General features: G+C 35.8%; 16 protein-coding genes, 16 tRNA genes, 1 rRNA gene, 2 pseudogenes and 1 other annotated feature (1 of these 36 only partly in view). Of the genes and pseudogenes, 2 read left to right on the plus strand and 33 right to left on the minus strand.

Going from position 1 to position 17,112, the window contains the following annotated elements:
• Positions 1 to 72: 72 nt before the first annotated feature.
• The 10 genes from BKP45_RS23480 to BKP45_RS01795 form a co-directional block, all read right to left on the minus strand.
• A complete protein-coding gene (locus tag BKP45_RS23480; RefSeq protein ID WP_084787521.1) occupies positions 73 to 216 on the minus strand; it encodes a hypothetical protein in 144 nt (47 codons plus the stop codon).
• Positions 210 to 494: a 4'-phosphopantetheinyl transferase family protein gene (locus tag BKP45_RS21365; protein ID WP_139193718.1), complete on the minus strand. Its 285-nt coding sequence runs from the start codon at positions 492 to 494 to the stop codon at positions 210 to 212. The genes BKP45_RS23480 and BKP45_RS21365 overlap by 7 nt, the downstream gene beginning before the upstream one ends.
• Complete coding sequence (locus BKP45_RS23485; RefSeq protein WP_407639579.1) at positions 475 to 546, minus strand: hypothetical protein; 72 nt, start codon at positions 544 to 546, stop codon at positions 475 to 477. The genes BKP45_RS21365 and BKP45_RS23485 overlap by 20 nt, the downstream gene beginning before the upstream one ends.
• Positions 546 to 683: a hypothetical protein gene (locus tag BKP45_RS22340; protein ID WP_169824044.1), complete on the minus strand. Its 138-nt coding sequence runs from the start codon at positions 681 to 683 to the stop codon at positions 546 to 548. Before BKP45_RS22340 ends, BKP45_RS23485 begins: the two co-directional genes overlap by 1 nt.
• A gap of 166 nt (positions 684 to 849) precedes the next feature.
• Complete coding sequence (locus tag BKP45_RS01770; RefSeq protein ID WP_071388133.1) at positions 850 to 1,611, minus strand: ABC transporter ATP-binding protein; 762 nt, start codon at positions 1,609 to 1,611, stop codon at positions 850 to 852.
• A gap of 11 nt (positions 1,612 to 1,622) precedes the next feature.
• The gene (locus BKP45_RS01775; RefSeq protein ID WP_071388134.1) at positions 1,623 to 3,968 is read right to left on the minus strand and encodes an ABC transporter permease; all 2,346 of its coding nucleotides are present in this window, start codon (positions 3,966 to 3,968) and stop codon (positions 1,623 to 1,625) included.
• 92 nt (positions 3,969 to 4,060) lie between these two features.
• Positions 4,061 to 4,897 (minus strand): ABC transporter permease, encoded by an 837-nt coding sequence (locus BKP45_RS01780; RefSeq protein ID WP_071388135.1) that lies wholly within the window; start codon positions 4,895 to 4,897, stop codon positions 4,061 to 4,063.
• A gap of 5 nt (positions 4,898 to 4,902) precedes the next feature.
• A complete protein-coding gene (locus BKP45_RS01785) occupies positions 4,903 to 5,817 on the minus strand; it encodes an ABC transporter ATP-binding protein (protein WP_071388136.1) in 915 nt (304 codons plus the stop codon).
• Positions 5,818 to 5,822: 5 nt separating this feature from the next.
• Positions 5,823 to 6,008 (minus strand): HU family DNA-binding protein, encoded by a 186-nt coding sequence (locus BKP45_RS01790; protein ID WP_071388137.1) that lies wholly within the window; start codon positions 6,006 to 6,008, stop codon positions 5,823 to 5,825.
• A 1-nt stretch (position 6,009) separates the two neighbouring features.
• Positions 6,010 to 6,669, minus strand: a complete 660-nt coding sequence (locus BKP45_RS01795; protein WP_071388138.1) for a TetR/AcrR family transcriptional regulator — start codon at positions 6,667 to 6,669, stop codon at positions 6,010 to 6,012.
• 296 nt (positions 6,670 to 6,965) lie between these two features.
• Between BKP45_RS01795 and BKP45_RS21940 the strand changes: the two are divergent.
• Positions 6,966 to 7,190 (plus strand): annotated as a pseudogene (locus BKP45_RS21940) (DUF4372 domain-containing protein); the annotation flags it as partial.
• On the opposite strand, the pseudogene BKP45_RS22855 reads toward BKP45_RS21940, so the two are convergent.
• Positions 7,147 to 7,305 (minus strand): annotated as a pseudogene (locus BKP45_RS22855) (IS21 family transposase); the annotation flags it as partial. The pseudogenes BKP45_RS21940 and BKP45_RS22855 sit on opposite strands and share 44 nt — an antisense overlap.
• A gap of 499 nt (positions 7,306 to 7,804) precedes the next feature.
• Positions 7,805 to 7,889 (minus strand) — tRNA-Leu (locus BKP45_RS01800).
• A gap of 135 nt (positions 7,890 to 8,024) precedes the next feature.
• Here BKP45_RS01800 and BKP45_RS22345 point away from each other — a divergent pair.
• On the plus strand, positions 8,025 to 8,192 hold the full coding sequence (locus tag BKP45_RS22345) for a hypothetical protein (RefSeq protein ID WP_169824045.1): 168 nt from the start codon (positions 8,025 to 8,027) through the stop codon (positions 8,190 to 8,192).
• Between the two features lie 64 nt (positions 8,193 to 8,256).
• Here the strand turns inward: BKP45_RS22345 and BKP45_RS01805 are convergent, their stop codons facing one another.
• The 21 genes from BKP45_RS01805 to rrf form a co-directional block, all read right to left on the minus strand.
• Positions 8,257 to 9,306: an aldose epimerase family protein gene (locus BKP45_RS01805; protein ID WP_071388139.1), complete on the minus strand. Its 1,050-nt coding sequence runs from the start codon at positions 9,304 to 9,306 to the stop codon at positions 8,257 to 8,259.
• Positions 9,307 to 9,336: 30 nt separating this feature from the next.
• Entirely contained in the window at positions 9,337 to 10,578 is a 1,242-nt protein-coding gene (locus BKP45_RS01810) for an ROK family transcriptional regulator (protein ID WP_245747360.1), read from the minus strand.
• 395 nt (positions 10,579 to 10,973) lie between these two features.
• Positions 10,974 to 12,497, minus strand: coding sequence for a UDP-glucose--hexose-1-phosphate uridylyltransferase (gene galT, locus BKP45_RS01815; RefSeq protein ID WP_071388140.1), 1,524 nt, complete (start codon positions 12,495 to 12,497; stop codon positions 10,974 to 10,976).
• A gap of 23 nt (positions 12,498 to 12,520) precedes the next feature.
• A complete protein-coding gene (gene galE / locus BKP45_RS01820; RefSeq protein ID WP_071388141.1) occupies positions 12,521 to 13,519 on the minus strand; it encodes a UDP-glucose 4-epimerase GalE in 999 nt (332 codons plus the stop codon).
• Positions 13,520 to 13,546: 27 nt separating this feature from the next.
• A complete protein-coding gene (locus BKP45_RS01825; RefSeq protein WP_071388142.1) occupies positions 13,547 to 14,710 on the minus strand; it encodes a galactokinase in 1,164 nt (387 codons plus the stop codon).
• Between the two features lie 348 nt (positions 14,711 to 15,058).
• Positions 15,059 to 15,147: transfer RNA gene (locus BKP45_RS01830), tRNA-Leu, on the minus strand.
• 27 nt (positions 15,148 to 15,174) lie between these two features.
• A tRNA-Cys gene (locus BKP45_RS01835) sits at positions 15,175 to 15,248 on the minus strand.
• 12 nt (positions 15,249 to 15,260) lie between these two features.
• Positions 15,261 to 15,335 (minus strand) — tRNA-Gly (locus BKP45_RS01840).
• Between the two features lie 4 nt (positions 15,336 to 15,339).
• Positions 15,340 to 15,414, minus strand: a tRNA-Gln gene (locus BKP45_RS01845).
• A 13-nt stretch (positions 15,415 to 15,427) separates the two neighbouring features.
• A tRNA-His gene (locus BKP45_RS01850) sits at positions 15,428 to 15,503 on the minus strand.
• A gap of 15 nt (positions 15,504 to 15,518) precedes the next feature.
• Positions 15,519 to 15,592, minus strand: a tRNA-Trp gene (locus tag BKP45_RS01855).
• A 12-nt stretch (positions 15,593 to 15,604) separates the two neighbouring features.
• A tRNA-Tyr gene (locus BKP45_RS01860) sits at positions 15,605 to 15,688 on the minus strand.
• Positions 15,689 to 15,764: 76 nt separating this feature from the next.
• Positions 15,765 to 15,840 (minus strand) — tRNA-Thr (locus BKP45_RS01865).
• Positions 15,841 to 15,889: 49 nt separating this feature from the next.
• Positions 15,890 to 15,965: transfer RNA gene (locus BKP45_RS01870), tRNA-Phe, on the minus strand.
• A gap of 22 nt (positions 15,966 to 15,987) precedes the next feature.
• A tRNA-Asp gene (locus BKP45_RS01875) sits at positions 15,988 to 16,063 on the minus strand.
• A 9-nt stretch (positions 16,064 to 16,072) separates the two neighbouring features.
• Positions 16,073 to 16,149 (minus strand) — tRNA-Met (locus BKP45_RS01880).
• A 280-nt stretch (positions 16,150 to 16,429) separates the two neighbouring features.
• Positions 16,430 to 16,505: transfer RNA gene (locus BKP45_RS01885), tRNA-Val, on the minus strand.
• Between the two features lie 82 nt (positions 16,506 to 16,587).
• Positions 16,588 to 16,662: transfer RNA gene (locus tag BKP45_RS01890), tRNA-Glu, on the minus strand.
• 12 nt (positions 16,663 to 16,674) lie between these two features.
• Positions 16,675 to 16,768: transfer RNA gene (locus BKP45_RS01895), tRNA-Ser, on the minus strand.
• Between the two features lie 3 nt (positions 16,769 to 16,771).
• Positions 16,772 to 16,846 (minus strand) — tRNA-Asn (locus BKP45_RS01900).
• Between the two features lie 10 nt (positions 16,847 to 16,856).
• Positions 16,857 to 16,972 (minus strand): 5S ribosomal RNA (gene rrf, locus BKP45_RS01905).
• 81 nt (positions 16,973 to 17,053) lie between these two features.
• Positions 17,054 to 17,112: a sequence feature (most likely nonfunctional fraction of RNA operon), on the minus strand (it continues 2,862 nt past the right edge of the window).

Here is a 17,112-nt window from a genome sequence, read left to right on the forward strand (position 1 = left end):
CACAATTGGAAATAAATCCTGTGGGTTTATTATATCAGTGGGGGAATTTTGAATTGCGATTGTGGTCCAGTTTTAGATTACTATATACATATACCCTAAATTATCAAATCTAAAATAGGATCTACTTATAAATTCTGATACTGTAAAAAAGAATTGGTCGTTAATGACTCTGCAAGTAAACGAATCTAGCGGAATGGAAAGCCCTTTTCCTACCATTTTGATATAACTTTCTTTGAGTGACCATAAATCATAAAAATAAAACAACTTTCATTTTCAGTTTTTTCTTCAATATCTCGAATCTCTGTTTCAGAAAAAAAACTGTATACAATCTGAAAGTCAATCGGTTTAATTTCTTCTATATCAATTCCAATAGGTTGATTATCTGTAGCGCAAACTACCCAATTGCCAGAATGTGAAACATTGAAATGAAAAGATTGCAAGCCTTTCACGAAAGGCTTGCAATCTGTGTTGGTTTCAAATTGGAATTTGTTCATTTGGAATTTGAAATTGGGTAACGATGCTTTTTCTAGTTAATAAGTCAGCCACTATACTTCGTAAAGCATCTTCCCGAAAAACATATTGTTGATACCTTCTTGTTTCTCTACAGTAAGTTTTGATAATAATGTATTGTATTGTTTTTCAGGAACATTGTAATTTAGTTGTGTTACATAAATATGTGACATTTTTGCCTCCTAGTCTATTAACTGACCATTAGTCGTTTATTAAACCTTAATAGGCCCTGAACATATTGTTAAACTTTATTTTCAATACATTTAAATTTACTTGCACGTGTGTTTCTCTTAAGATTTACTATATCTCCAATGGTTATTATCACGGTTTTTGACCACTTTAGAACCCCATACCACTTAACCATTTAGAAAGCTTCGCTTCTCTTTCTTTTATATTATTTACTTCCTTTTTATACTTTCCAAGCTGTTTTTCACTGACAATTTGCCCATCCAACATATAAATAACACGTTCTGTTTTTGCTGCAACTTTGATATCATGGGTGACTAATAAAATCGTCGTCCCTGAATCATTTATATTTGCTAATATATCCATGATTTCACCTGCTGCTTTAGAATTAAGTGCTCCCGTTGGTTCATCACCAAATATGATTGGAGGATTATTGATGAGTGCTCTGCAAATTGCCACCCGTTGTAGTTGACCACCTGAAGCTTGCGTAATGTCATGATCTGCAAGCTCGGCAATATCAGTCTGCTTCATTAATTCTATCGCTCTTTTATTAATTTCTTTACGACTATCTTCCTTGGCCAAATATGCTGATAGGATGATATTATCAAAGATTGACAGGTTTTTCAGAAGATGAATTTGCTGAAAAATAAAACCTATTTTGTGTAAACGCAATCTAGATAAATCCTTTTCAGAAAGAAAAGAAACATCTTGTCCCTCAAGAATAACAGTTCCTGCTGTCATTTGATCCAAGCCGCTAATATTGTAGAGTAACGTTGATTTACCAGACCCTGATGGACCCATTACAGATACAAATTCTCCTTCTACTATCTCTAAATTCACATTTTTAAGGACGGTATTTTTTTGATCACTTCCATAAACTTTATTTAACCCTTTTGCTTCTAGTATGGTCTTCATGTTTCCCCTCCCTATTCTATATTCATCCCAGATATATTCGATTTCTCTATGGACGACGTGCTTATTATCGTAGTAACTATGACACTTGTCATTAGCATAATTGGACATAGAACATAAGCGTGAATAGGATTAATAATAAACTCTATTTGGGAAGCGCCCATAAATGACCATAAAACGCTAACGATACTTTGACCAATTGTATTTGAAAAAATCGTTCCAAGAATGATGCCTATAACCATTACAAGTAATACCCTTGCTACATATTGAACTTGAATATCCTTTGAAGAAAACCCTAAACTTCTCATAATTGCTATTTCGGAAGAGTCTTTGGCAACTAACATTCTCATAAACAAAGATGTAATGAGTATTGATACAAATATAGCAATGACGGTAGATATGATTGTCAGAAGCACTAACTGGTCTATCGTATTACCCAGTGTTTGTACTAAATAACCTTGTAAATGTGTCACCTTTGTGGGATGAAAGGCTTTCGTATATTCATCAATCTTTTCTGCTATACTGATATGAGGTTTCACGTCTAAACTGACCACATACCAAAGTACGTTTTCATGGTTTTCAGGTAATAGCGCTTTAGCTGTCCGCCCACCATTGGTTATATCTTGATAGATGCCGCTTACCAGCATCTCTTCCTCGTTACCATGATTATCTGTTATTAGCCGTAAAGTATCTCCAACCGATTTATCAAGTTCATTCCCATTAAGGTAGGAGAGGGCAATTTCATTTTCCCTTGTTGGGGCTTGACCTTCTAAATACTCTAGAGGAAAAACAGATAAATCTCCCGTCTCTACACTGATGTTTTCATAAATGCCATCACTGTTGATAACTTTAAACCGAGAAGTAATCAAAGGAGAGAACTGCTCTACATCTTCATCATCTTCAATGTATGTGATTACATTTTTAAATCGTTGTACTATATCCTCTGATTGTTGTAAATCAATCCGTATATCACTTTGTCCAATCCCCATATAGGTGATAAAACTAGGAGATTGTATTGTGTTTAGGAAGTTCACTGGGACAATGATAATAATAGAGCAAACAACAAATACAAAAAATAATAACCCAAATATTTTCAGTCGTCCGAAAATATCCTTTAAACCTAAAAAACTATTAACTTCTAAGTACTTACTTTTAGTTAAAGAAAGAAAACCTTTACTGATTTTAGTTTCTCCGATACTACCTGAGCGTAAAGCCTCTACTGCAGTTATCTTATTGAACCTTCTGAATGTTAATCTACAAAAGGTAATGACAATTAAAAATATTAAGATAATTGAAATGAAAGGAATGACATATTGAAGAATATTTTCCGAGGCTGTGCCAGCATATAACATGATGTTTTTTGTAAATAACGGACTAATAAATAAAGACACTAGATAACCTGTTATGCAAGCTATAGCAGCTATAGCAATGTACTTAACTAAATAAATTCTTATAATATAATTGAGCTCGATACCAATCGCCTTCATGACTCCAATCTCTCGATAATCTTCTTCAACGGTGGCAAGAATCGTAAGCCGCAGACAAAGGCTCGCTATAATAATAAGTAAGAAGCTGACCAAAATAATCACAGCGGCGACAATGCCGTCTGTAAGGGCATTCAAGATTTTAAATGTATGATAGTCAACAGTTGGCCCTCTATTAGGAAGGCTTGAAGATTGGTAAGTATGACTAAATTCACTCAGTTTGCTCATCGCCGTGAGTTGAAATTCTATCAGGTATTCCATTTCACCCAGAGTATTTTTAAGTGTTTCATAATCAACTTCATTGACTAAAAAACGCTTTGAATGGACAATCGAAGGGTTCATCAAAGCATCTCGAACAAAATATCCAATCGTAAATTCCTTATCAAAGGCTCCATTAGAAATCCTAACTTTGTCACCGATTCCCAAATTATCCCTCTGCATATAATAGATTGGGACACCAATTTCACCACTAGAAACTTGTATTATTTGGTTTTCAAGATCTAGTAAAAAATCAAATACTTCGTTCTGCTTCACAAAACTTATATCCATCACGCTGTTTGTTTCTTGCTGTTCATTGTTGCCTAATAAAACATTGGCCCCGTCTATATTTACCATCTCTACAGTTTGTTGATTTCTCACAAGGCTGTTTCTTGATGACCAGCTATCAATTTCGGTTTGTTCAATTTCTCCGGAGTGCATTTGTACAAAATGCGGTGCATTTGATTCGGAAAACAAGTTTTCAATAGAGTCTATTAGTTTGATAATCATGCCTGCTCCACTAGAAACAAGAAACGCTGATAACATAATGAAAATAAACAAGGTTATTGTTATACTTTTCTTTCTTTGAAAATCTTTTCGTAGTATTTTTAGCAACATCCTACTATCGTTACTCCTTTCGCTTACCAAACTAAGAGCTTTATACTTTTCAGCAACAACACTTAATTCATCTCTACTTTGATAGACGATAGCTACTGCTGAAAGATATCTTTATTCCCTTTTGCACGGTTGATTCTTGTGAAATCTACATTTGAAAAGGCAATCGTTGAGAGCAATAAACATAAGACACCAAATACAAAAACAATGAGAATACTAATTTGAGGAGTAATAATAAAATTGTTTATTTCAAAAGCAAGTTGTTCTGCTATCAACTCCTCTGCTGACAATGACATTTTTTCTAAACTAAGCGTTCTAAAAAGCGCTGTTGCATATGTCATTGGATTAATTAAAGCGACAAACTGTAATCCTTGCGGAAGTAAGCTAAGTGGTACATAAACACCGCATAAGAAAGTAATTGGAATGGTAATAGCTACTGATACAATCTGAAAGGTTTGAGAGTTTTTTATAGACGTAGCTAAAAATAATCCGAATGCAGAAAATACTAGTCCTATAAAAATCATAAAACCGATGATAGCAAAAGGTGTAATGATAGATGTATATTTCATACCAATGAAATATCCTACAAACAAAATAATAATTCCTTGAAAAGTAGCAATCGTTGTTGATGCTAATATTTGTCCTGCAGCAATCTGGACTCTTTTTACAGGACTTACAAGAATTTCTTTCATGTAACCTGAAACTATATCATCTATAGTTGATGTTGCTATATTGAGAGATGTTTGAAAAACTACTATAATAACAATTCCTGCTAACACATAATTGATTGGATTACTTATAAAAGTACTTTCAAAAATTTTACTTAATAAATATAAATAGAAAAACGGCATGATAACAATTAAAACAAGCTGTACACGATTTCTCACAAATAATTTTACATTTCTAAACCATAAAGCCGAAATAATTCGCAATAAAACTACCCCCTCATATCCTTTCCTGTAATTTTAAGAAACACATCATTTAATGTTCCCTTTTTAATTTCAATGTCTTTAATAGAGGATGTATGTTTGTTGATTAGTTCCATTAGCTGTGATATTTCACTAACCTCTATAGAGTAAAAATTAGCATTTTTCTTGAATTTCATATTGTATTCTTTTAAAAGGTCAACTAACGCCAGCTCATCTAAACTTGCTATCTGTGCTTCGTCCTTTGTATATCGTTGCTTCAATGCATAGGGACTATCAAATGCAATAATCTTACCATTATCCATAATAGCTACTTTATCGCAGATTTCAGCTTCATCCATATAGTGGGTTGTTAAAAAGATCGTTATGTTTTTTTCTTTCTGTAGCTTTATTATATAATCCCAGATATTTGCTCTCGTCTGAGGATCAAGCCCTGTAGTTGGCTCATCCAAAAACAAAACTTTAGGAAAATGTAAAAGACTTCTTGCGATTTCTACTCGTCTTTTCATGCCTCCTGATAAGCTACTAACCATAGCTTTTTTCCAATTCACCAAATCTACTATATCCAACACAAAGTTAACTCGTTCGTTAATAATCGATCTCTTCAAACCATAAAAATGGCAATGCATTTTTAAATTTTCTTCAACAGTCATTTTATTGTCTAGCGTTGATTCTTGAAAAACAACGCCGATTATACTTCTGACATATTCTTTATCACGACTTACATCCTTACCGTCTATCAGCAAAGTACCAGAGGTTTTCTCAAGAATAGTACATAGCGTGTTGATTGTTGTACTTTTACCTGCACCGTTAGGACCTAAGAAAGCAAAGATGCTTCCACTTTCTACCTCAAAGGAAACATCATCAACCGCTGTAAAATCTCCGTATTTTTTGACAAAATCTTTTACAACTATTATATTTTCCAATTAGATCACCTTTTTTTATTTTTTAGAAAACTTAATACGTTATAAACCTTATCGAAAGCACTGCTTATATCCCCAGAATTAGATAATTCATCACTTAACACTTCTTCAAATGCATCTATAACTTTTTTACAATCAATAATATTTACCCCTGATTTTTCTGAAACTTTTCCAGCCACTTCTAATTTATTCATATCATTCATCTCCTTCTTCCTTTTGATCTTCATTCATCTGCTTAAACATTTGTGACATGTAACCAAAGGTCCCTTTTTCTGCCCCTAATGTAGTCTCCATAATGTAGGAAAATGCTATGGCTTTTTCTATTAGTTGATGGGGCTGCCATTGAAAAATACCTTCATCAAACAAGAATTGTGATGACACGAGCAAGAATTCCACCGTTTCCTTAGGGTAAGGAGTTTTAAATGATCCTTCCTCTATCCCTTGTTCAATAATAGATGCCAAAACAGGTGTTAGTTTCAGAATCGTTTCTACTAAGCTTTTCTGGTGCATTTCAGCATTGTTTACTTGGTGAAACTGGTCAACAATTTCCTTTTTCTGATTCGTATCAGCTTCTTGTGACATAAGGATATGAAATATTTTCTCAGGGGCTTTAAGGTTTGAATCTTGGGCTATAGCCTTTGCAGCCTCTACTCCACTGTCTATAAAACGCAAGACAATGGCATCCATTACTTCCTCCTTTGATTGGAAATAGTAATAAAAAGTCCCTTTAGCGATACCTACCTTTTGAAGAATGTCATTAACTGTAGTTCCTGAATAACCCTTTGTTAAAAATAGAACCTCAGCTGCGTCTATAATTTCATTTCTTCGTTCTTCAGGATTTTTTGTAATTCTCATACTAAACCTCCACTACTCCAATAAACCGACCGTCAGTCTATTGGAATTGTAACATTTTTCCATCCGGAAAGTCAATAAGCTAATTTCCGACACTATCTTGAAACAATAATTTTTATTAAATCTTTTTTATAATAAATACTCCACTAGTATCGCATTAATTAAATTAGAATAGAATATTAAAATAATCAAAATCTTCAGTGATTTTATTTTGTGCAAAGAAAAAGTCCTTTATAATGGATAAGTCAGGCGGCAAACCGTCCAAATCCACTAATAAAGGACATCTCTCATGGACAGATCACACGAAAAAATTAACGACAGATTCATTCCTAAAACTACTACATTTTGCGCAGTTACAAGAAGTTGAAAGTCTACATGCGCTAAGCGATTGTCTTTTCGATGACCAACTTCAAAAAGAGACAAACCTTGATTCTATCAGTATTTCTCAGCTGTCACGCCGATTTAATGCCATGAATCCTTTAGGTACTTGTCAATCGTTCTCCGATCTACACCTATCTCTCGTGCCAATTTACTTTTATTGATTTTCATCTTTAAACTCTCCATCAACATGTTTAATTTAGGTAAGTCTAGTAGACTCTTAATTTCGATATTTGTTTTTATATTTAGCTGCATCTGCATAACATTCAGGAACGAAACAAAACTCTTAATTTACGCTATTTCACTATTTTTTGAGCTTAAAAGAAGTCGTTTTATTGCATTTCAATCTAAATGAGCTATTTGTTCACGGAACATCTGTACAAAACCATAAAGCTCCTTTATTTCTGGATATCTACTTAGAGTTAAATTTAAAAGTTTAATCTCTTTCTTTGATATTTGCTGATTTAGTTTCCAATAAAGAGGAATAACAGATTTACGAAAACAACGTTCTTCTCTAGATTTCTTTGAACATAATATGACTTTTTCTAGCTAAGGAAGAGGAAACTCTTCCTTTTTTTGTATGCATTATTTAGTTAATATTGGTAGGTTGCATGTTTTTTCATGGGCTATGCACATGAAAAAAAAAGAATATCATCACTAACCTAATTGTTCGGTTACCCCAACAATTAGGTTAGCGCCATATAAAAAGACTTCCTAATTGGCAGGAAGCCTTATAAAATCAAGTGTTCATATGTAGAAATGGTACCGGTGGTCGGGGTCGAACCGACACTCCAGAAGGAACACGATTTTGAGTCGTGCGCGTCTGCCAATTCCGCCACACCGGCATATTTTATAACACTAATTAATTAAAACACAATCAGTTAAATATGTCAATATAACAATATACAAACTTGCATAACACGAAAGGTCATCTATTTACTTTTAGAATTTAACATCACCTTTCCAATGAAACAACTTTAATGGATATAATGATAATCTATCTCGAAAATGAATATTCTGGTGCATCGTTATCCGAAGTTAGTAAGTCTCAATCTGGGGACTTCTCATCAAGAATTTACAAGTTAACAGCGATTAACTCACCTATTCATCAACAAACAGCCTCTCAAGAAAAATTGGAAGTAAATTAACGCAAAACTAAGGCTTCCTACAATTTTGTAGAAAGCCTTAGTTTTTTCTTTGAAAGATTATACTTTAGTTGGAAAATCCAAATGAATACTTAGTTTGAGAGAAATACTTCTCGCCTTTTTCAAGCACAATGGATGGAAAATGGGGGTGGTTAATGGCGTCTGGTATTCCTTGAGTTTCTAAGCATAACCCTAAATATTTTCTAGACTGGGTTTGACCGATTTTGAAATGATCTTGTAGTTGAGTACCAGTGTACAGCACAACACACGGTTGATCTGTTTCAATGACTAGACGGCGTCCACTTTCTTCATCTATTAAAATAATTTCTTCCTTATTATTTTCATTTAATAGAAATGGGTGATCATACCCTTCCCCTGCTAGTTGATTTTGTGGATGTGAAGAATAAGAACCATCAACAATCTTTCTTCCTTCTCGGAAATCAAATGGTGTTCCTTCAACAGGTAAATGTTCACCAGTAGGTAGTAATTCATCATTTAACTCAATAAATTGATCACTCTTTAGCTGTAATTGATGATTTAATATATCGCGTTTCGCATTTCCACTTAAGTTAAAATACGTATGGTTTGTTAGATTAACGATCGTTGTTTTATCTGTTTCACCTTCATATGTAATAGTGAAAGCGTTATCCTCTGATAATGTATACGTAACTTTTACTTCTAGGTTTCCTGGATAGCCCTCTTCACTATCCTTACTTAAGTAAGTAAATATAACCGATCCTTCATGTTCATTTTCAATGACCCTTGAACTCCAAGCAACTTTATCAAAGCCTTCTATACCACCGTGCAAATGGTTATTATCTTTATTAGTTGCTAACTGATACGTCTTCCCATTTAACTCGAACTGACCTCTAGAAATTCTTCCTGCCACACGACCACATACGGCACCGAAGTATGGTGAATAATTTTGATAATCTTCTAACGTATCGAATCCTAATACGACATTTTCAATGTTTCCTTTTGCATCAGGAACCAAGATTTTAGTGATGATGCAACCATAGTCAATACAGGTTACTTCCATTCCATGGTTATTTTTTAGAGTATAAGCATAAATTGATTCGCTCTTTAATTCAGCAAATAAATGTTTTTTTATTTTCATATCTTACCTCTCCCTCTAACTATAGCATCACTAAAATTCTATAGTAAGTTGACCTTTTCCTACCGGATCTGCACTAAACAAGTCAAATAGAACTAATGTAACTGCTCCAATAGAAGTGGCGTAGTTCCCTAATTTAGAAGGAACAATTTCTGTTTTTCTTGCATCTTCTGTTAGTGCTTTTGAAGCGATAAGGCTTTGGATAGGATCTAAAATATAAGATCCTGCTTTAGAGACCCCACCACCTATGATCACTCGTTCAGGATTAATAAAGTTAACTAAATTCAATATCCCCACACCTAATGATTTACCTGTTTGAACTAAGATATCTTTAGCTACTATGTCACCTTTTTGTGCATATTGAAAAATCAGTTCACCAGTAATTTCATCTTTATTAACTACATCTTGAAGTAAAGAAGACTTGCCATTCGAAAGTTCTTCCTTTGCTTTTTCAACTAACGCTCGGCCACTTGCAACGGTTTCCAAACAACCATAGTTTCCACATGTACATTTCGTTCCATTAATATCAACAATCGTATGCCCTATTTCTCCAGCAATATTATTTTTCCCATGGTACAGTTGCCCGTTCATAACAATACCAGCACCTATACCAATTCCAACATTAATGCAGACGAGGTTTTCAAATCCGTAGCCATTTCCAAACCAGGCTTCACCTAGGGCAAATGCTCTCGCATCATTTTCTACATAAACAGGTAAATCAAACTCTTCTTCCAATTCTTTTTTTAACGGAATATTTGTTAGTTGTAAATTTGGAGCAAATAATGCTACTCCTTGATGATGATCAACCATCCCATGCATTCCAATTCCAATTCCTAATAACTTTGTTTTTTCTACTTTTGAATTTGCAATTAATGACGTAATCACATTTTTTATATTACTTAGTAGATCTTCCTTACTCAAACCTTTTTGAAAATTAATGCTAACACTTTCTTCAACTTCCGCATTTAAATCCGTTAATACTCCTCTAATTTTTTGCCCACCAATATCTAAACCAACGACATAAAAACTTTTCGAATTCATTGATAGCAAAATAGGTTTTCTTCCACCTTTCGATTCACCTACTTTGCTTTCTTTTACAAGCCCGACTTCCAATAGCTCATTCACAATATTTGTAACTGTTGGTGGTGTTAAATGAGCCTTCTTCGCTATTTCTGCTCGAGAAATTTGTTTATGCTTACGGATTAAATGCAATATTACCGAACGATTCATTGATTTCATTAATTTAAAACTACCTGTAAGCTGTGAACCCGACACATCGTTCCCCCCTTTCTCTATAATATAAGAAAAGTTCAAGCGCCTCGGCCACCTGCGACAGCTAATGATGCCCCTTTACATAAAGCGTACCCTTTAGCTTCATAATAAAGGGGCAAAGTGCCCTCGAGCGAGTAAGTCCTAAAGCTAAAAAACTTTCCAACTTCAGAATTTTTCTTATCTTTAAAGTATAAACCCTCTTATAAAATATATTAATAAATATTTTATAAGAGGGCATACCTTAATACAACAAATGCCATCAAGTTTTTTTGATTAACTACGTGATTTTCTAAAACCACATCATACTCTACCTACTAGGATGACAGTATAACTCAACGAAAGCATAATTTTAGTAACGTTATAGCTGTAATATAAACTTCCATATGGTGCGACAATACTTACACTTCAGACGCTTTCTTAATAAATTTTACAAAGGCTTCATTACCCGCTTCATCTCTCTTAAATACACCTGCATGTTCAAGAATAGTTGAGAAAATTTTACCTACCTCATCCTTTATTATTTGCTGAACATTATTTTCATTAAGATTACTATACTTTGCTTTAATTTGGTTTGCCCAATCTAGATGCTTACTAATATCTTCATGGCCCTTTATCTCATTCACGTAGTCCTCATTCAATAAAGCCTTAGCAAGAAATTGAAGCTCTTCTTTTAGTCTGCCTGGCAAAACTGCTAAACCCATAACCTCAATTAATCCAATATTTTCTTTCTTTATATGATGAACCTCTGTATATGGATGGAAAATCCCCATTGGATGTTCATCGTTCGTACGATTATTCCTTAAGACTAGATCTAGTTCAAATAGTTCTCCCCTTCTTCTAGCAATTGGTGTAATTGTATTATGAGGCGTATCCTCAGAAAAGGCATAAATATCAACATCTTCATCGGAATATTGCTTCCAAAATGAAAGAATATGGTCTGCTAACTGTACAACACTATCCTTATCCTCACTTTGAAGTCTAATTACTGACATCGGCCATTTAACAATACCAGCAGTAACATTAGGAAACTTTGAAAAACTAAATGTTTCTTGCATCTCTGCTTTAGCCATCGGGAATTCGTGGTAACCACCCTGGAAATGATCATGGCTTAATATCGATCCACCGACAATCGGTAAATCCGCATTCGAACCTAAGAAATAGTGTGGATATTGTTCAACAAATTCAAGCAATCTCGAAAATGTCTTTTTTGATATTTTCATTGGTACATGATGTTCTGAAAATAAAATAGAATGTTCATGATAGTACACATATGGCGAGTATTGTAAATACCACTGCTCATGCATAAGTGTTACTGGTATTGTACGTAAGTTTTGTCGTGCAGGATGATTTACACGTCCCAAATACCCAACATTCTCTTTACATAGTAAACATTTCGGGTATGAACTTTGTTTTAGGTGTTTTGCTGCTGCAATTGCTTTTGGGTCTTTTTCTGGCTTTGATAGGTTAATTGTTATTTCGATATCACCATATTCAGTTGGACTATACCAATGCTCATTTTTTGCAATTCGGTCAGTTCGAATATAATGACTTTGTTTTGATAATTGATAAAAATATTCCGTTGACTCTTCAGGACTATTTCGATATTTATCTTCAAAGGTTCTAATGACCTCAGAAGGTCTAGGAACAAAACACCCCATAATTTTCGTATCCAATAAATCACGATATGTGACGGTATTTTCTTGTAAACAACCATTAACAGCAGCCCAATCAAGAATTTCTTCTAAAATTTCTACGGGAGATTCAAGATTCTCACTTTCAATCTCAACATCTACTACTTCTTCAAGGCCTAATATATCTAATACCGAATTTCGGGTGTAATCTTTATCCCACTGACTTACTAAATTATTTTCAATCGCAAATTGAATTAACCTTTCGATCTGTAAGTGAATATTAACTGACATAATGACCTCAGTCCTTTCGAAAGTTAGTTTGACTGTTTTGGGTACCCACTAGGGTTTTTCTTAAACCATTCCCAAGCACTTAAAATGATTGTTTCTAAGTTTTCATATTTAGGACTCCAGCCCAGCTCTTTTATCGCTTTTTCTGATGATGCTACTAATTTCGCAGGGTCACCAGCTCTTCTAGGAGAAACAATCGCAGGAATAGGATGATTAGTCACTTTTCTCACCGCTTCAATAACTTCTTTAACACTAAATCCATTTCCATTTCCTAAATTATAAATAGCACTTGTTTCTTCTTCATTCAATTTATTTAACGCTAAAATATGGGCGTCTGCTAAATCCGTTACATGGATGTAATCTCTAATACACGTTCCATCTTCTGTATCATAGTCGTCACCGAATATTGAAATTGCCTCACGTTTTCCAAGAGCTACTTGTAAAATAATCGGAATTAAATGTGTCTCAGGGGAATGATCCTCGCCTAAAATCCCCTTCATATGCGCTCCTGCTACATTAAAATAGCGTAAAATGACATGTTTAATCCCATGAGCCTCATCAGCCCACTTTAGCATTTTTTCTACAGCCAACTTCGTTTCCCCATAAGGATTTGTAGGAATTGTTGGGTCTGGTTCTAAAATTGGAATGTTTTTTGGCTCGCCGTATGTTGCTGCTGTAGATGAAAAGACGATTTTCTTCACACCATGCTTTTCCATTACTTTCAACAGACACAGTGTCCCATAAACATTGTTATCATAATACTTTAATGGATCTGTTACACTTTCACCAACTAGTGAATCAGCCGCAAAATGAATGACTGCATCAATTTTAAATTCATTAAAAACCGTATCAAGAAACTTTTCATCTCGTAAATCACCAACGCATAATGTTGCTTTTTCTAATACAGCATCTCTATGACCATTTTGCAAATTATCAACAACGACTACATCTTCACCACGATCGAGTAATTCTGAAACTGTGTGACTTCCTATATAACCAGCACCACCACAAACTAAAATTGCCATTTTATTTTCCTCCTTAATAAGTTAATCTTATATCTTCCTTGCTCCATCACCAATTTGAACAACATAAAAATCAGCAGTTAGATTAGTTTTTTCCTTATAAATTTTACCGACATTTTCAATAAACTCATCTACTTTTTCGTCCTCAACAATGCTAATTGTACATCCACCAAAACCAGCACCTGTCATACGAGAACCTATAACCCCATTTTGTGACCATGCAGCTTCAACAAGAGTATCTAACTCAAAGCCAGTCACTTCATAATCATCTCTTAAAGAAATGTGCGATTGATTCATTAACTCACCAAAACCCTGAATATTACCATTTTTCAAGCGCTCAACCGCCTCAATTGTTCGTGCATTTTCATAAACTGCGTGTTTGGCTCTTTTTCTATCAATCTCATTTGTAATTGCAACTTTAAGTTGTTCAAATTTCTCTACTGTTAAATCTCCTAAAGAGTCAATAACGACAACTTCCTTCAATTGATTAAGAGCACGTTCACATTCTGATCGACGCTCATTATATTTTGAATCTAGTAAACCTCTTCGTTTATTTGTATTGGCAATTACTAATGAGGCTCCATCTAATTTAATAGGGCTATACGTATAATCTAACTTCTGACAGTCTAAAAGAACTGCATGATCTACTTTCCCCATACCAATTGCAAATTGATCCATAATACCGCAGCTCACACCGATAAATTCATTCTCAGCTTTTTGACTTAATTTCACCATATCCACTATGTTTATATCTAGGTCAAAAAGTTCCTTTAACATCACTGATGTTACAAGCTCAACCGATGCTGAAGAGGATAAACCTGCACCGTTCGGTATATTTCCGAACAATAGGACGTCGACTCCAGAATCAATATTTAGTCCAAATTCCTTGAATATCTTCATAACACCTTTTGGATAATTAGCCCAGTCATGTTCTTCTACATACACCAACTCTTCCACATTGAAACTAACGATGCCAATTTCCTCAAAGTTTAAAGAATACAGTTGTATATTTTTATCTGTTCGTTTTCTAGCAATTGCATAAGTTCCTACACTTAATGCACATGGAAAAGCATGTCCACCATTATAGTCTGTATGTTCACCAATTAAATTTACCCTTCCTGGAGCAAAGAAAGCTTCCAACTCCCCTCCTACCCCGAAAACCTTTTCAAATTGACTTATTAATTTTTCTTTCATCCCTTACACTCCTTTATTTATTGGTACATTCATATACTTTACTCATTCTTTATCAGTTTAATAGTAATTCAGAACAATTAAGACTTAGTTGTACGACAACCAAATACCTTAAGAAAATAGTTACTAAGTTATCATCCGCAACTTAATTAATTAATTTAATTAACTAAGTTAATTGTAATCGTTTTACTATTAATATTCAATAAGTAAATTTAAAAAATTATTGAATTAATACAAAAATCTTCTACCTATCTGTTAGTATGAAGCTAGACAGTTTCCGAGTTAGAAACTTATAAATTCTGATACTACAAAAAAACCTTAACCAAAATTGGTTAAGGAAATTTTTATGTATGGTACCGAGGGCCGGACTTGAACCGGCACGATAGTCACCTACCGCAGGATTTTAAGTCCTGTGTGTCTGCCAATTCCACCACCCCGGCAAAACTAAATAGACTTACAATAGAACTTGGAGGCGGCACCCGGATTCGAACCGGGGCTGAAGGTTTTGCAGACCCGTGCCTTACCACTTGGCTATGCCGCCTCAGTATTAAATTGGAGCGGAAGACGAGATTCGAACTCGCGACCCCCACCTTGGCAAGGTGGTGTTCTACCACTGAACTACTCCCGCAAAATGGCTGGGCTATCTGGATTCGAACCAGAGAATGACGGAGTCAAAGTCCGTTGCCTTACCACTTGGCTATAGCCCATTAATTAATAAAATGGGGCGATCGATGGGAATCGAACCCACGAATGCCGGAGCCACAATCCGGTGCGTTAACCACTTCGCCACGACCGCCATATTAACTTTGAATGGCAGGGGCAGTAGGAATCGAACCCACACTGGAGGTTTTGGAGACCTCTGTTCTACCGTTAAACTATGCCCCTATAAAATCTAAATGGTGGAGGGGGACGGATTCGAACCGCCGAACCCTAAGGAGCGGATTTACAGTCCGCCGCGTTTAGCCACTTCGCTACCCCTCCATATTATATAAATATACATATCATTAAGAAATACGTCAAGATTTACGAAGAATATAATTCAATATTACAATACACCTGGTGCCGGCCAGAGGACTCGAACCCCCAACCTACTGATTACAAGTCAGTTGCTCTACCAATTGAGCTAGGCCGGCATATATAGGTAAGTTATTTTTGCTCCACTTTAGTTACGCAAAAAAACACTGGTGGCTCGGGACGGAATCGAACCGCCGACACGAGGATTTTCAGTCCTCTGCTCTACCGACTGAGCTACCGAGCCATAGTTTTTTATTTGTTTTAAATGGCGGACCCGACCGGGATCGAACCGGCGATCTCCTGCGTGACAGGCAGGCATGTTAACCGCTACACCACGGGTCCAAGGTAATTTGGTTGCGGGAGAAGGATTTGAACCTCCGACCTTCGGGTTATGAGCCCGACGAGCTACCAGACTGCTCCATCCCGCGACAATAAAAATATAATGTTTCTATGCTTGCTTTTGATGTAACGACTCGCTCTTCCTCTACTAGTAATGCTCTGTAGCGGCTGTGTCGAGCTGCGGGGGTTATCCTTCGAAGCTATCTCATTGTGCTCCATCCCGCGATAATAAAGATATAATGTTTTGTGCTTGCTTTTGATGTAACGACTCGCTCTTCCTCTACTAGCAATGCTCTGTAGCTGTTGCGTCGAGCTGCGGGGGTTATCCTTCGAAGCTATCTCATTGTGCTCCATCCCGCAATAATAGTATGGTGGAGGATGACGGGATCGAACCGCCGACCCCCTGCTTGTAAGGCAGGTGCTCTCCCAGCTGAGCTAATCCTCCGACTCACAGGACGTGCTAGTACTTGCGTTGCAACAGGACGTTGCGATCTTAGCAAGTAGTCCTATATTGTTTTAATAAATAATGGTGACCCGTACGGGATTCGAACCCGTGTTACCGCCGTGAAAGGGCGGTGTCTTAACCGCTTGACCAACGGGCCATATAAAACGAGTGGCGGAGAGCGAGGGATTTGAACCCTCGAGACGGTTTTACACCGCCTACACGATTTCCAATCGTGCTCCTTCGGCCAACTCGGACAGCTCTCCATATGGCTCCACAGGTAGGACTCGAACCTACGACCGATCGGTTAACAGCCGATTGCTCTACCACTGAGCTACTGTGGAATAATATATAACCTAGCAACGTCCTACTCTCACAAGGGGAAGCCCCTAACTACCATCGGCGCAAAAGAGCTTAACGATCGTGTTCGGCATGGGAACGAGTGTGACCTCTTCGCTATCGCCACTAGATTATATTAAATTCAGAGATCATTCTCTGAAAACTAGATAACATACATATAAGTTTCTTGAGTGTGAATTCAATTCTTATTTTAGGATAAGTCCTCGACCGATTAGTATCTCTCAGCTCCACACGTCACCGTGCTTCCACC

It is taken from the genome of Anaerobacillus alkalidiazotrophicus (assembly GCF_001866055.1).

Excerpts from the sequence above, each read along its gene's own strand:
- BKP45_RS01805 (WP_071388139.1), bottom strand. The coding sequence starts at position 9,306 with ATGAAAATAAAAAAACATTTATTTGCTGAATTAAAGAGCGAATCAATT.
- BKP45_RS01795 (WP_071388138.1), bottom strand. The coding sequence starts at position 6,669 with ATGAGAATTACAAAAAATCCTGAAGAACGAAGAAATGAAATTATAGAC.
- BKP45_RS22340 (WP_169824044.1), bottom strand. The coding sequence starts at position 683 with ATGTCACATATTTATGTAACACAACTAAATTACAATGTTCCTGAAAAA.
- BKP45_RS01825 (WP_071388142.1), bottom strand. The coding sequence starts at position 14,710 with ATGAAAGAAAAATTAATAAGTCAATTTGAAAAGGTTTTCGGGGTAGGA.
- BKP45_RS01770 (WP_071388133.1), bottom strand. The coding sequence starts at position 1,611 with ATGAAGACCATACTAGAAGCAAAAGGGTTAAATAAAGTTTATGGAAGT.
- BKP45_RS22345 (WP_169824045.1), top strand. The coding sequence starts at position 8,025 with ATGGATATAATGATAATCTATCTCGAAAATGAATATTCTGGTGCATCG.
- BKP45_RS21365 (WP_139193718.1), bottom strand. The coding sequence starts at position 494 with ATGAACAAATTCCAATTTGAAACCAACACAGATTGCAAGCCTTTCGTG.
- BKP45_RS01790 (WP_071388137.1), bottom strand. The coding sequence starts at position 6,008 with ATGAATAAATTAGAAGTGGCTGGAAAAGTTTCAGAAAAATCAGGGGTA.
- BKP45_RS23480 (WP_084787521.1), bottom strand. The coding sequence starts at position 216 with ATGGTAGGAAAAGGGCTTTCCATTCCGCTAGATTCGTTTACTTGCAGA.
- BKP45_RS01775 (WP_071388134.1), bottom strand. The coding sequence starts at position 3,968 with ATGTTGCTAAAAATACTACGAAAAGATTTTCAAAGAAAGAAAAGTATA.
- galT (WP_071388140.1), bottom strand. The coding sequence starts at position 12,497 with ATGTCAGTTAATATTCACTTACAGATCGAAAGGTTAATTCAATTTGCG.
- galE (WP_071388141.1), bottom strand. The coding sequence starts at position 13,519 with ATGGCAATTTTAGTTTGTGGTGGTGCTGGTTATATAGGAAGTCACACA.